Origin of the sequence: Polyangium mundeleinium (assembly GCF_028369105.1) — a bacterium.
In the GTDB taxonomy this organism is placed as follows: Bacteria; Myxococcota_A; Polyangia; order Polyangiales; family Polyangiaceae; genus Polyangium; species Polyangium mundeleinium.
This window is the reverse complement of the sequence record NZ_JAQNDO010000001.1, coordinates 8400896-8414913: the sequence shown is the minus strand read 5'-3', so window position 1 is coordinate 8414913 and position 14018 is coordinate 8400896. Positions and strand designations below refer to the sequence as shown.

The following is a 14018-nucleotide window of genomic DNA, read 5'->3' as shown; positions in this document are numbered from 1 at the left end:
CGGTCTGGCCGGGACAATGATACAGAGGACATCGCGTGATGGTTCGACGACCTATGGGACCCGCATGGGCAACGCGGGCGAAAAAGACCCTTTTGCCCGGCGCCACCCTCCTTGCGACCTTGCTCGTGCCGCTTGCGGCGAACGCGCAGGACAAGACATTTTACCTCGACCGGCTGCAGATCGGCGGCGCGCCCGCGGATGGCCTCGCGGTCTGGCGCCCCGACATCGGGCAGACGCGCCTCTACGGCCAGTTCGGGCTCGGCTTCTCGCTGAACCCGCTGCGCGTCGACAACCACGTCGACAACATCGAGAAGGCCGGGACGCTGAAAGGTCCGCCCGTCGCGAACCAGCTCGCGGCGTACATCACGGCCGGCGCCGAGATCCTCGAGCGCGGCGCCGTGCAGGTGACGCTCCCGCTCGCGCTCTACCAGAGCGGCAACCCCACGGGGAACGCAGCGGCCGGGCTCAACCAGAACGTCAACATGCAAGCCTTCGCGCCGATGGATCTGCGGCTCGATGGTCGCTTCATCTTGTTCCGCACGGAGGACAAGTCCTTCAAGCTCGGCCTGCGCGCGGCGGCGTTCCTGCCGACTGGCGACGAGTTCTCCTTCGGCGGTGACAAGGAAGCGTGGGGCACCGTCGGCCTCGCCACCGAGTACGACGCGAAGAAATTTTTCTTGACCCTGAACGCGGGTTTCTCCATCCGGCCCACCGCGCAGCTGCACGAGCTCACGGTCGGTCGCGAGCTCACCTACGGCGTCGGCGGCTATGTGCCGCTCATGCAGGATCGCCTGCGCATCGGGGCCGAGATCTTCGGCTCCTTGGGCATGCTGCCCGAGACGCTCGGCGAGCTCGACGCCGCGCCGGTCGAGTGGTCGCTCTCGGGTCGCATGGCGCTCGACGCGAAGAAACTTTCGTGGGCGGGCCTTTCGGTCGGCTCGCGCCTCACGGGCGGCTACGCGCCCGATCTGCGCATCGTCGCCGTCGTCGGCGGCGCCTTCCAGCTCAAGGACACCGAGGTTGGCGCGGGCTCGGCGCGGTACCAGTTCCGCGACGACGTCGACACGGACAAGGACGGCTTCCCGGACCTCGTCGACATGTGCCCCGTCGACAAGGAAGACAAGGCGCCGCCGAACCCCGACGACGGCTGCCCGACGATGTCCGATCTCGACAAGGACGGCATCCCCGACAACGTCGACAAGTGTCCGGCCAACCCCGAGGACAAGGACGGCATCGACGATCGCGATGGCTGCCCCGAGGACGATGCCGATCAGGACACGGTGCCCGACGCCGAGGACAAGTGCCCGAAGGAGCCGGGCATGCGCGGCGACGATCCCGAGAAGGAAGGTTGCCCGCAGTTCGTCCGCCGCATCAGCGGATCGAGCGAGATTCAGATCACGAAGCAGGTCGAGTTCGAGTTCGACAGCAACGTGATCCTGCCGAAGAGCTATCCAATCCTCGACGAGGTCGTGCGCCTGCTCAAGGCGAACCCCGAGATCAAGCTCGTCAGCGTCGAAGGGCACACCGACGACATCGGCAAGCCCGAGTACAACGACAAGCTCTCGGCGAACCGCGCGGCGGCCGTGCGCATGTACCTGATCGACAAGGGCGGCATCGCGGCGAACCGGCTCGAATCGAAGGGTTTTGGCGCGCGCAAGCCGGTCGGGAGCAACGCGACGCCCGAGGGGCAGGCGCGCAACCGTCGCGTCGAGTTCCACATCGTCACGCAGGCGATCGAGGGGCGGTGAGCCCCCCCCGGGGCGCGCGCGGACGGCCCTTCGGGCGCGCGCTCGCCCTCGGGGTCGTCCTCGCCGCCGCGGGACAGGGCAGCCCGGAGAGCCTGCTCGCGGCGCAGGCCGATGATCGGATCGTGCTCGGCGTCGATCGCGACGACGACGACGTCGATGGTCGTCCCGACGCAGAGCAGGACGTCGTCGCGCCATCCACAGATCTGTTCGAACTCGTGCTGCCGAAGGGCAAGGATCGAACGATCGAGATTCGCGGCGACGTGGCGCGCCTGCTCGTGGACGGGCGGCCGTTCGCGGGGAGCGTGATCCCCGCAGGCGCGAAGCGTGTCGCGCTGCAGGCCGTACGCGCGGGGCGTGGTGAGGTGAAGGCGTTCGGACGAACGCGTATGATCGCGGCGATCGACGTGCGGCCGATCGACGGGCAGGGCCGGCTCGTGGATCCGGCGCGCTCGCACGCTTCGCTCGAGCGCACGCCGCCCGAGCGGCTGCCCGCGGATCCGTATGCGAACACCACGAACCCCGACGCGGTGCGGTTCGTCGTTGTGGCGACGCCGGAGGATCTGCCTCCGGTCGTGCGCGTGACGGGCCGCGCGCCGTCGGGCGCGATCGTCGATCGGCTGGAGCCGTTGATGCTCGGCGCGGTTGCATGTCCCGACGGCGTGGGCGCGTCGCTCGCGTGCGCCTCGACCGCGCCGATCCGCGTGGTGCCGGACGAGATCGATCGGAACCACCCCACGGTGCGGGATCGATCCGTGCGCGCGGAGGTCGGCGGCGCGGTGGAGCTCGCGCTGATCAGCGATGTGCGCAAGCTCGGGGGGCTGCGCGTCGCGGGGCCGCGCGCGTCGCCGCTCGGGCCACTCGTGCGATACCGCGGCGTGCTGCGCGTCTTTCTGGTGCGCCCGCGGCCGGGTGGGCCGCCGCCCGTGGGCGGGGACGACGCGGGCGCGATGGTGCTGGCGCGCGCGGACGTGGCGCAGGCGAGTACGCTCTGGGGCGCGTGTGGCGTGAGCTTCGGGCCGCCTGCAGAGACGGAGATCACGATCGTGGATCCGCCGCGCCCGCACCTCGTGGCGCTCGGCTGTGATCACGGCTTGCCAGCGGCGGGCGGAGGCAAGGTGCGCGTGCGCGTGGACGGGCGCGAGGTCGCGGTGACGCTCGAGAAGGGCACGACGCCCTCGGGCGCGGCGCGCGTGCTCGCGACGGCGATCGCCGCGGCGGGCTTCGTGGCGCGCGTCTCGGACAACGCGACGATCGCGGCTGGCGCGCGCGGCAGCTCGGACGTGCTCGTGCGGCGCAAAAGCGGCGAGCCGGCGCTTGTCGAGCCGCCTGCGTCGGGGCCGGTCAGCACGGACGCGCTGCTCACAGCGTGCATCGGGCGCGTCGAGCTCGAAGATGGGCTGCAACATTTCAACGACATCGACGCGATCGCGGGCACGGTCGAGGAGCGCGCGCTCATCAAGGCCCTCGACGACGGCGATCCCTCGACCATCGAGGTGATCGTGGTGCCGAGCTTTGCGGGCAGCGGCCGCATCGGCGAGAGCTTCATCGGCGCCGACGGCGGCGCGGTGCGCAACGTGCTCATCACGGATCGCGCCGCGCTCCGGGCCGACCGCGCGAGCTTCGCCCTCGCGCACGAGCTCGGGCACGTGCTGCTCGACGATCCCGGCCATCCCGACGACTTCGGCCGTGACACGCCGACGCGGCTCATGGACGCCGATGCCGCGAACGGGACGGCGTTCGGGCCGCGCCGCCTGCTCGTCGACGAGTGCGCGCGCGCGCTGCGGCAAAGCGGCCCGACGGCGGCCGTGCCCCTCTTGCGCCCGTGGCCGCTCGCTCCGCTCGGCAAGGAACGCTGAGCCGTACGAGCAGAAGGCAGCGAGAGATTCGGCGGGTCAACGAGCTTCGACCCGTGCTAGACGATGTCCCTCGCAATGTCGGTCAGCCAGTCGAGGGCCCTCGCCGGGGGAATCGCGCTTTACCTCGCCGCGTTCGTGGTGCTCTCGATCGCGCTCGTGCGGATGTTCTCCGCCTTGCTCGGGCCTCACTTCGAGCTCGTGTGGATTGCGCTCCTGCCGCTCGGGCTTGGCGTCGGCGCGTGGTTCGCCGGGGCCTTGCGGGGCATCGGCAAGCCGCCACGTAGCGCCGCGCCGGTCGCGCATTTCGCCGCGCTCTCCGCGGGCGCGATGGCCGTCTCGGTCGTGGTCGGGGTGCGCGCTCGCTCGGTCGACACCTTCGATCGTGCGGCGCTCGGCCAGCTCGCGATCTTCCTCGGCACCTCGCTCCTGCCCTTCCTGCTCGCGGGCGTGACGCTCGCGGGCGCCCTCGGCGTGGCGCGGCGGCGCGTGGCCGACGTCGGCAAGAGCGGGCTCCTCGGCGCGGCGTGTGGCGTCGTCGTCGCGGCGTTCGTCCTGCGCTTCGGGCCTGCGCGGGTGGGGCTCGGCGCGGCCATCGCGGCGAGCCTCGCGGCGGCGCTCTTCGCGGTCGCTGCGCGGCGTGAGGTCGTCGAGGCCGAGGGCGAGGGTTCGTCCGGCGAAGCGGAGCCGCCGCGGGTCCACCTCGGGATCGTCATGACGTTCGTGCTCGGCTCTTCGGTGCTGCTCGCGGGCGAGATCGGCGCGCCGTACCTCAAGCTTGCGGCCATCCGGTGGATCCAGATCGAGCGTGTCTCCTTCCAGCGCTGGACGAACCGCGCCCTGCTCACCGTGGACAAACCCACGGCGGGCGCCGCGTGGTTGCGCGCGGACGGCACGATGGGCACGCAGATCTACGAGGGGAAGCAGAATCCCCCGGCCTCACCGGACGAGCTCGGCTACGTCCTGCACAAGGACAAGGGCCCCGTGCTCGTCGTGGGAGCCGCCGGCGGGCGCGAGCTCCGGTCCGCGCTCCGGCAGAACCAGAAAGAGATTCACGCGGTCGAGCCGGACCCGGCCATCGTGCACGAGATCATGCGCGGCGAGTCGCGCGCGTGGAGCGGGGAGCTCTACGACAAACCCGAGATCCGGCTCACCGTCGAGGGGCCGCGCGGGTACCTCCGGCGCCCACCCGTGCCTTATCGCAGCATCGTCGTCGGGTACTTCGACGCCTTCGCGCCTTCGCCGGTCGGCGCCGTCGCGGCCACGCCGAGCCCGCTCTTCACGACGCAGGCCGTGCGGGATTTGCTGCTAGCGGTCGTGCCCGAGGGCACCGTGACGCTCTCGCGGCCCGAGGTGGAGGCGGATCGGCTCGTCGCGCTCGCGACGCGCGCGCTGCGCGAGGCGGGGGCCGAGGCGCCTGCGATGCACCTCTTCGGCTGCACGAAGGACAGGATCACCACGCTGCTCCTCAAGCGCACGCCGCTCAGCGCCGAGGAGCTCACGAACCTCCGGTCGCACTGCCGGCGGCACAAGTTCGCCGAGCTGCTCATGGCGGAGGCGCCCAAAGGAAACCTTCGTCGTTTGCTCGTCGAGGGCGCCGATCCGGCCGAGCTCTCGGCGCGGCAAGGCACGGATCTAAGGCCGCCGACGGACGATCGTCCCTTCTGGTTCTCCACGGTCGCGCCGGGCGAGCTGAAGAAGACGCTCCTCGACGTGCGCGGGCTGAAGGAGAACCAGCGCGGGCTCTTGACGATTGTCGCCGGCCTCGTGGTGACCGCGCTCGCGGCGTTCGTCGCGCTGCTCGGGCCGCTCGTCGCGGCGCGGCGGACGCTCGACGGCGCTTCGCGTGGATCGATCCTGCGCGCGGCGCTCGCGCTCGGTTTCTCTGCGGCGGGCGTCTCGCTCATCGGCGGAGCGCTCTTTCCGCGGCTGGGCGTGGTCGTGGGCCGGGCCGATCTCGTGGCGCTCGTGCTGCCGCTCGTCTTTTTGCTCGCGCTCGGCGTGGGCTTCGGGCTCGGGCATCGGCCGTGGGACGTGTCCGCGCGTGGCGCCGCGCAGCGCTGGTCGCTCGCGCTCGTGTTCGTCCTCGCGCCCCTCGCGATGGGGCTCGATGCGGCGCTCGGGTTGGCCCTCGGGCTCACGCTGCCGGCGCGGCTCGGCGTCGTGGCCGTGATCCTCGGCGTGATCGGCCTGGGCCTCGGCGCGCTCCTCGCGCTCGGCACGCGGATCGCGTCCTCGATCGCCGACCGCGCGCTCCCTCTCTCGATGGCCGTCGCCGGAGCCTTCGCCGCGTTCGCGCTCTTTGGCGGCGCCTTGCTCGCGCTCTGTTTCGGCTACAGCGCCGCCGTGCTCTGCGGCGGGGCGTCCGTGCTCCTCGCTGCCGTGCTCGTCCCTGCGGCGCGGCGGCCGACCCGGCTCGCCGAGCCTCGCCCCGAGCCGTTGCCGGGCGACCGCGTCACGCCCATCGGTGAACGCCCGACCGTGCCGGAGCTCGATTTGCCCGAGGGCGCCTCGGTCCATTCCAGCTAGGGATTTGCGTCTGCCCGAAAACCGACATCCCCACAGGGGATTGCTCTCCGGACGTGGGGATTTTTGGCGGGCGCGGGGTAGGATCGGGCAGGAGAGCAGGCAGCGGCTCGGGGGGGACGCTGCTGCTCTCGCGAGCGAGGGGCGCACTGATCGCGCCTCTCGCTCGTTTTTCGTTTGTCGGGACACCCGGGTCCAGGGACGCCCGGAGCGCCGGTCTTGTCGAAATCACACGTCCTGGTTGCACGTGCTGCGGCACGATCTTGGCGCTTCGAAGCGTGGCGGATGTCCAACGCGCATGCTGCGACGCGACAAATAACGCCCCGGATGGCCGAAACGAATTCCTCCGCTATCCTGGACCGCATCCTCATGTCCAGCGCGATTCCCATAGGTGGGCGAGACACACTCAGGCAGTCGCTCGTCGAGCTTCTCCCGGTCGCGGACGCCCTCGACGCATCGGATCTGCGGGATGCGGCCGAAGCGTGCATCGTGCTCCTCGACACCCCGATGCGCGTTGATCAGAAGAGCCTCGCGCCTTTGCTGAAGCTCACGCACGAGCGCGCGGCCGAGGTCTTTCGCCGGGGCGCGCGGGACGCGGACGGCCCGCTGCGCGCCCGCCTCGAAGCCTGCCGTGCCCGCGCCGAGGCGCAGGCCAAGCAAATGCAGCAGTTCCTCCCCACTTTATTTTCGTGATTTCGGGGGGTGGGAGCCTCGTCGAGGGTACGAGGTCTCCTCGGTCCCGCATGCGTCTTTTCCTGGCATTCTTTTTCATTGTCGCCGCATGTGACGCGCCGTCACGCCCCGACGCGGTTCTTCCCGCGCCGCTCACGAATCCGCCGACGGCGCCGGATTCGCCTTCGCCTTCGAATCTGCACGCGGATCTGCCTTCACCTCCGGTTGCGCGTCCGCATCCGGCGTGCTCCGAGACGCGTGACATTCCCGGGATCTGGCCGCGCCCGGACGGGTTCGCGCGGGTCGTCCCTGCCAAACCCGGAGCGCTCGGTCACCTCGAACAGGACTTTGCCGGTCGCCCCGTTCGGCTGCGGTTCGTCGGGGCACACCTGTTCGATCTTCTCGACAAACTCCTCTACGAAGGAGGGCCGACCGAGCTCGATCGCCGCCGAGTCGCCTGCATCGCGCTCGACGCGGTCGCCAGGAGCGGCGCGCCCGTCGTGCGCCTGTGGGGTTCGTTGAAGCAAACCGGCTCGTCGACCGAGATCAAACACGCCGCCGATATGCTCGCGCTCCTGCTCGACGAAAACGCGCGCCGCGAGCAGCCTTTGCGTTTCATCGTCACGCTGCAGAACCACCAGGCCGGCTACGGCGCCCCGGACAGCACGCGCTCGCTCGACGACCAGGATCCCAAGAGCCCCTTCTTCGCCCGGCGTTTTTATCTCGAAGGCGGCTGGAAACAAACAGGCGCCGGGTCCCTCGCCGAGCGTATCGAGGCCTTCGCGGCGAGGCCCGCCATCGCGGAGGATCGCGCGATCCTGGCCTTCGAGCTCGTCAACGAACTCGACACCTTCCGGAACGTCGCCCGCGGGACCTGGGACGGCCCCGAGGCGGGTGTCTGGGTGAGCGAGTTCGTGCAGCCCGCGTTGCGCCTGCTCGGCGAGCGTTTGCCGCACCCGATCCTGCTCGGCGACCTGCGCGGGCACGAGGCGGCCTACGTGTCCTTCCAGCGCACGTGGATCGAGGCGCTGCCCGCTTCCCTCCGGGCGCGGTTTGTCTGGACGGCGCACGTGTACACGACCGTCGCGCCTTCGGTGAACGACCCCTCGTTCGCCCGCGCGACGTGGAAGCTCGAGAAAGACCTCACGATCGCGCGGAGCCTCGGTTTGCCTTTCCTGCTCGGCGAGCTCGGCCAGCACGTGCCGAGGAGCGCCCCGCGTTTCTGCCAGGGCGGCGCTCGGCACGACCTCGGCCAGCTCTTCGATGCCGTGCTCGGCCCGGCCGGGCCACGCGCCGAGCGGCGCCCGATCGAGGCCGCGATCCTGTGGGGCGAGGGGCTCTGTGATCTCGACGTCGAAGGCGGGCGGCGTATCTCGATCGGCGCGGGCGGCGACTCGGCAGACATCGGCCCGGACGAACCCGCGGCGCGCGAGCGGATCCGCGAGATCCGCGAGGATCCTCGATTTCGTGTGGAATGACTAACGGCAGCAATACTTGACGGCGCCCTCGAGCAGCACCGCGCCGCTCGGCGCGCCGCCCGCGGAGGTGCAGGCGCCCGTGTAGACGCTGGCTTCGAGGGCCTCGATCGAAAAGGTGCCGGAATCGGCGAGCGCGGAGACGTCGACGCAGGTGTCGCCCGTGATGTCGATCGGGGGAGCCGCGTCGGCTCCTGATGCGGGCACCTTGCAGTTGTTCGAATCGAACACACGATAAGCGCCACCCTCGCATCCGGCGCCCTCGAGGGTGCACGTGCAAGCGCTGCAGGTTCGCGCCTCCTGCCCACCTGCAAAGGCCGTCAGCGTTTCTCCATCCCAACCTGTTGGGCATACGCCGGCGCCGCTGCTCCGCACGCAGAGACGCGCGCCGACTTCGAGTGGCGGCGCGCAGGTCGCGCCCTCCGCGCAGCCCAGCCCCGCGCCGAGCGCGCAGGCCGAGACGATCTGTTGGAAGAGCTGCGGCTCCGTGAGCTCTCCGCCGCTCGGGGCGCACGCGCCCTCCGATTGCACGGCGCCCGGGCCGATGATGCGGCAACTCGCGGACGGAAACGGGAACCCGCCCAAGGGTGCGTCGCATTGCCCGACGTTGGTGAGCGTCGTGTTGATGGCTTCTCCCGAGCAGTTCTTGGTGGTCCAGCAGCGGAATTTCGGCGGGTTGCAAGCGCCGCCCTGGACGTCGCTGCACGCGCAGGGCGTGCAGGCCGCGGGCGCGGGGGACATGTAATGGGCAGTGCCCGGGATGCCCGCGGGGCACGAGGGCCCGGACACGCCATCCCAGGGCGCGCGCCGGACCCAGAACGGGCCTTCCCAGCCGGGCGGAGCGTTCGGGACGCAAAGGGTCGTGCCACAATCGGGGTCGTCGCAATCGGCGAGGCCGTCGCCGTCGTCGTCCACGCCGTCGCCGCAAATCTCGTCCCCGGACGCGAGGACGAGCTCCGGCTCGATGCTGCCAACGACCTGGCATCCGCCCAAAAGCGCGAAGAGCCCTACGAAATTCCAGAACCACCGCTTGGAAGCCATGTCGTGCCTCATTTTGTGACCACCATACCCGATCCACGACGAGGGGCGTTGCCAGAGCGAGGATGCTCGGCCTACAATTGATTCGGGGCGCCTTTATTCGAAAGGTACCTTCCGCGGGTGGCGGGCCGCTCCATGCGGCTCGCCGTTATGCGGGTGACGCACTCTTTGGATGGTTGCTTGGGAGCACGATCGCATGAAGAAGCTGACAAACGAGCTCACTCGTCCTCGTAGACCTCGGCAGATTCGGGTGGCGGCCGCGGCGCTCCCCGCAGCGGCGCGCCTCGCGCTCCGCCGTCGCACCTTCATGATGGGGCTCCTGGGCGGCGTCGCCGCGACGTTCGCGGCAGGGTGCGGCTCCGATCCCGTCGCGCCGGCGCCGCCCACCGCGCCTTCCGGCGTATCCATCCCCGAAATCGGGGACGGCGAGGACGTCATCGCGTACGTGACCCGCGTCAAGGGCAAGTACGACCACGAGTTCTACAAGGCCGTGATCGGCGCCGCGAACGATTTCAAGGAAGGCGACGAGGCCCTCGGGATCGCAGCCGCCGACGACCTGTCGCGCGAGAACGCGCGCAAGCTGCTTTCGAACACGAAGATCGGCGATCTCGTGGATCGCCCGATGCTCGAAGACGCGGTGTACGACCTCGTCATGAAGGCGACCGACACGGCCGCGCTCGACGGCGTGCGCGCGTGGAAAATGTCGGAGCTCAAATCGTTCTTGCTCGAAAAGACCGAGGACGAGATCAAGGCCGTCATGGTGGGCCTGCCGAGCGACATCATCGGCATGATCGTGAAGCTCATGAACAACGCCGAGCTCATCAAGGTCGGCCAGACGGTGTTCAACCCGCTGCCGGGATCGAACCTCGGCGCCAAGGGCTACATGGGCGCGCGTATCCAGCCGAACTCGCCCACGGACGACACGACCGACATCCTCTGGCAGGTCATGAACGGCTTTGCCTTCGCGGTCGGCGACGTCGTGCTCGGCAACAACCCCGTGTCGAGCGAGGTCGCGAGCGTGCACGCCATCGAGGAGGTGCTGAAGGACGTGCTCGTCACGTTCAAGCTCGAAGACACGATGCCGCATTGCTGTCTCGCGCACATCGACGTGCAGGCCGAGGTGGAGAAGCAGTTCCCGGGGTCGACGGCGCTCTGGTTCCAGAGCCTCGGCAGCACGGTCGACGCGAACGCGACGTTCGACGTGACCGTGGAGAAGATGCTGAACCACGCGGCCACGCGCTCGGGCAAGTACGGCCTCTACTTCGAGACGGGCCAGGGCGCGGACGCGACGAACGGCCACGGCGCGGGCTTCGACATGGTCGTGCACGAGTCGCGCAAGTACGGCTTTGCGCGCGCGCTGAAGAAGAGGGTGGCCGAGGCGCAAAAAGCCGCAGGCATCCCCGAGGCGCCGTGGGTGCATCTGAACGACGTGGCCGGCTTCATCGGCCCCGAGGTCTTCCGCACGAAGGAGCAGCTCGTGCGCTGCTGTCTGGAGGACATCGCGATGGGCAAGCTCCACGGGCTGCCCATCGGCCTCGACATCTGCTCGACGCTGCACATGTCGGTGGATCTCGATGATCTCGACTGGTGCATCGACCAGATCATGCCGGCGAACCCGGCCTACCTCATGGGTTTGCCCACGAAGAACGATCCGATGCTCTCGTACCTGACGACCGCGTTCCAGGACCACGTCCGGATCCGCGACAAGTTCGGCTACAAGGTCGACGACAAGATGTGGGCGTTTTTCAAGGAGCTCGGCGTGATCGACGCCATGGGGAAGCCCACGCAGTACTTCGGCAACGTGAAGTACGTCTATGCGAAGTACGTGAAGGCGAAGAACCCGGCCGACATGCGCACCGTGGACGAGATCATGAATGCGCAGGAGACGCTCGACGCGCTCGACGCCGTGAAGAAGCGCGGTGTGTTCATCGCCGAGGGCCACGGGGCGAACCCGTGGGATCTGAACCCCGAGCTCGACAAGTACATCCGCGAGCTCGTGGCCGACGGCAAGAAGAGCATCCTCGCCGAGCTCGCTCCGGCGTTCGTCGCGACGATCCCGAACGTGGTGAAGGTCTGGACGGGCGCGAAGGATCGCGATGATTACATCCTGCACCCGCCGACGGGCGAGCAGATCAAGGACGACGCGGTTCGCGAGGTCGAGAAGCTGCGCGAGACGCACGCGGGCAAGTACGACGTGCAGATCATGATTTCCGAGGGCCTCAACGCCTTCTCGATCTCGGATCCGGGCCACGTCGACAAGTTCCTGCCGGCGCTGCGCGCGGAGCTCGAAGCGGCGGGGTACAAGGTCGCGCCCGAGCACGTCGTCTGCACCTCCGGCCGCGTGCGTGCGGGGTATCACCTCGGCGAGGTTCTTTACGGAAAACTCGCGGATGCGAAGAGCAGGCGGGCCATCGTGCACATCATCGGCGAGCGGCCGGGCAGCGAGCACCGCGCGTTCTCGGTGTACATGACGATTCCGACGGTCGCGTCCTGGGCAGAGCCGGGCAAGGTCGACCACGACATCACGAGTGTCTTCGCCGGCCTCGCCGACACGACGTACAAAGACAACAATCCGGGCGCGTCCGCAAAGCAGGTGGTGGGGCAGCTCAACGATCTGCTCACGAAGACCTGAAACGAAGGCCGCCGGGGGCTCGGCTCGCCAGCGCCGAGCGAAGCCCCCGGCGCGCGGCTCACTCCGGCAGCGCGATCGCCCGGAGATCGGTGCCCGCCGCGTACGAATAACTCACGTACGAATCGAACCCGCCCACGGTCACGAGGACCGGCACGCCGGCGACGACCCGGTGGACACCGTCGTTTTGCTTGCCCGGCAGGGTGATCACGAAGTTCGCGAGCGCTTCGATGAGGGGGAAGCTGAGCTGGCAGTTGTAGACGAGGTATGTGGGCGGCTCGCCGCCGCGCTCCTCGGTCGTGAGGCCGTCGGCCGCCTCGACCTCGCAGCTATCGGGGCCCATGAGGATCTCGTCGAGCAGGACGCCCTGGTCCGCGGGCACGACGATCGAGATGTAATCGAATGCGTATTTGTCGGGCGTGAGGAAGACGTAATCGGGCCGCGCTTGCTCGAGCGGGGGGACGATGAGCAGGCTCGGATCCCCGCCGGGCAGGCCACGGCGCACGCCCGCGGCATCCTGGCTGCTCATGATCTGCGCCACGATGATGGGCTCCGTGCTCTCGGCCGTGAAGTGGCGGTAGGTCGTGACCTCGGCAGAATCGCCGAGCCACTTGAGGTCGATCACGTCGTACGGAGGCGGCAGGCTCGTCGTGATCTTCGCGCCGGCCTTCGAGGTGGCGACGAAACGCACGTAATCGGGCTCGGGGACCTCGTCGATGAGCGCGCCGGCGAGCTTGACCATGCGTGTGCGGCTCGGCGTGTGCGGAATGACGAACGACTTTCCGGCCGTGCGGACCGGATCGAGCTGGTCTTCGAGGTGATCGGCGCAGCAGCGGCGGTAGGCCAGGGTCGGGAAATGGGGCGCGTCCGAGGCCTCGCCGCCCGTGAAGACCGCAATGGGCCCGGTCGACTCGATGGTGCTGCCCGTGAAGTCGGCGTTGAAATCGCCCGTCTCCAGGTTCAGCACGTCGAACGCGTCGAGCATCACCTCGATCGTGCCGTTCGCCGGCGTCTCGGGCACGGGGCCGCCGCCGACGACCTTGGTCTTCGTATTCACACGCACCTTGGTGTTCGGCTGCGTGCCGACGACCGTGAGGAACGCGCGGAGGTGGGTCGGGTCGTTCGGGTTGAAGTTCGTGTCTGGATCGTCGGTCGCGGCGATCGTCTGCGGCCAGCCGACGACGACGTACGACGTGATGAGGCTGTCCTCGACGCCGAACGAGAGCGCCTCGGTCGGCTTCAAGAGCGACGCGTCGTTCGAGAAGACGTTGACGTTCTCGAGCGGGTTGAACTGATACGCGACGACGGGGAAATCCGAGCGGACGCGGTAGGCGTGCCTCGTGAGCGCCGTGTGCGTGCCCGTGTCGTATTCGCCCTCGGGGCTGCCGTCGACCTCACGCGGGCCGAGCTTGAAGACCTGGAGGTTCAAGGGCGCGATGACCGCGGTCGCGATGTCGTAGGGCGCAGCCGCGGAGCCCGGCAGGCCATCGTCCTGCGCGATCCGCACGGAGACGGCGACGTCCGGGTGCGGGTTCGAAACGACGACCGCGAACTGCTGCGCAGCCGCGTTGCTGGTCGCGTCGATCATCGCGTTGTCGAGGTCGACCGCCCAGTACTCGCAGCCGACGTTGCTCTTCTCGATGGTCGCGCGGCCGCAGAGATCCACGCAGTTCCCGAGGCGGCACGCGATGCCCTTCGACGGATCACACGTGCTGACGAGCGTCGCAGCGCTGCCGTCCGCGTTGCAGCGATAGGCCTCTTGTCCCTTGCAGCTCCCCGCATTCGGGAGGCACGCCGTGCAGCGGAGCAAGGTCGGCGCGCAGACGAGGCCCTCGGCCGCGCAGTCTTCGACGAGGGTCCACGCAGGGCCCGTGCCGTCGTCGGTGCAGCGCTCGAGCGCGCTCGTGCATCGCTCGAGGCCCACGACGCACGCAGGCGGCGGCGGGGGCTTGGGCTCGACCTCTTCCCAGCGGGTCGATTTGTCGAAGCAGCTCGCGATGAGCGCCGTGGCGAAGAAGACGAGGGCGCCGCGGCCGAGCTTCTTCGAGCGCCTGGATCGCTCGTTCATGCGCGTCTC

General features: G+C 69.2%; 8 protein-coding genes. 6 read left to right on the top strand and 2 right to left on the bottom strand.

Annotated features, from left to right (window positions below; all coding sequences use genetic code 11):
• The first annotated feature begins 38 nt into the window (after positions 1–38).
• The 5 genes from POL67_RS33420 to POL67_RS33400 all read left to right on the top strand — a co-directional run bounded on the left by POL67_RS33420 (position 39) and on the right by POL67_RS33400 (position 8277).
• On the top strand, positions 39–1748 hold the full coding sequence (locus POL67_RS33420) for an OmpA family protein (RefSeq protein ID WP_271924625.1): 1710 nt from the start codon (positions 39–41) through the stop codon (positions 1746–1748).
• Positions 1745–3604, top strand: a complete 1860-nt coding sequence (locus POL67_RS33415) for an ImmA/IrrE family metallo-endopeptidase (protein WP_271924623.1) — start codon at positions 1745–1747, stop codon at positions 3602–3604. Before POL67_RS33420 ends, POL67_RS33415 begins: the two co-directional genes overlap by 4 nt.
• Before the next feature lie 63 nt (positions 3605–3667).
• Entirely contained in the window at positions 3668–6130 is a 2463-nt protein-coding gene (locus POL67_RS33410) for a spermidine synthase family protein (RefSeq protein WP_271924621.1), read from the top strand.
• 366 nt (positions 6131–6496) lie between these two features.
• Complete coding sequence (locus POL67_RS33405; protein WP_136927901.1) at positions 6497–6820, top strand: hypothetical protein; 324 nt, start codon at positions 6497–6499, stop codon at positions 6818–6820.
• Positions 6821–6870: 50 nt separating this feature from the next.
• A complete protein-coding gene (locus tag POL67_RS33400; RefSeq protein WP_271924618.1) occupies positions 6871–8277 on the top strand; it encodes a hypothetical protein in 1407 nt (468 codons plus the stop codon).
• On the opposite strand, the gene POL67_RS33395 is transcribed toward POL67_RS33400, so the two are convergent.
• Positions 8278–9315, bottom strand: a complete 1038-nt coding sequence (locus POL67_RS33395; protein WP_271924616.1) for a hypothetical protein — start codon at positions 9313–9315, stop codon at positions 8278–8280. It lies immediately after the preceding gene.
• 193 nt (positions 9316–9508) lie between these two features.
• On the opposite strand from POL67_RS33395, the gene eutB reads away from it, so the two are divergent.
• Positions 9509–11944, top strand: a complete 2436-nt coding sequence (gene eutB, locus POL67_RS33390; protein ID WP_271924614.1) for an ethanolamine ammonia-lyase subunit EutB — start codon at positions 9509–9511, stop codon at positions 11942–11944.
• A 58-nt stretch (positions 11945–12002) separates the two neighbouring features.
• On the opposite strand, the gene POL67_RS33385 is transcribed toward eutB, so the two are convergent.
• Positions 12003–14009, bottom strand: coding sequence for an IgGFc-binding protein (locus POL67_RS33385; RefSeq protein WP_271924612.1), 2007 nt, complete (start codon positions 14007–14009; stop codon positions 12003–12005).
• Between the last annotated feature and the right edge of the window lie 9 nt (positions 14010–14018).

Excerpts from the sequence above, each read along its gene's own strand:
- POL67_RS33420 (WP_271924625.1), top strand. The coding sequence starts at position 39 with ATGGTTCGACGACCTATGGGACCCGCATGGGCAACGCGGGCGAAAAAG.
- POL67_RS33410 (WP_271924621.1), top strand. The coding sequence starts at position 3,668 with ATGTCCCTCGCAATGTCGGTCAGCCAGTCGAGGGCCCTCGCCGGGGGA.
- POL67_RS33405 (WP_136927901.1), top strand. The coding sequence starts at position 6,497 with ATGTCCAGCGCGATTCCCATAGGTGGGCGAGACACACTCAGGCAGTCG.
- POL67_RS33400 (WP_271924618.1), top strand. The coding sequence starts at position 6,871 with ATGCGTCTTTTCCTGGCATTCTTTTTCATTGTCGCCGCATGTGACGCG.
- POL67_RS33395 (WP_271924616.1), bottom strand. The coding sequence starts at position 9,315 with ATGGCTTCCAAGCGGTGGTTCTGGAATTTCGTAGGGCTCTTCGCGCTT.
- eutB (WP_271924614.1), top strand. The coding sequence starts at position 9,509 with ATGAAGAAGCTGACAAACGAGCTCACTCGTCCTCGTAGACCTCGGCAG.
- POL67_RS33385 (WP_271924612.1), bottom strand. The coding sequence starts at position 14,009 with ATGAACGAGCGATCCAGGCGCTCGAAGAAGCTCGGCCGCGGCGCCCTC.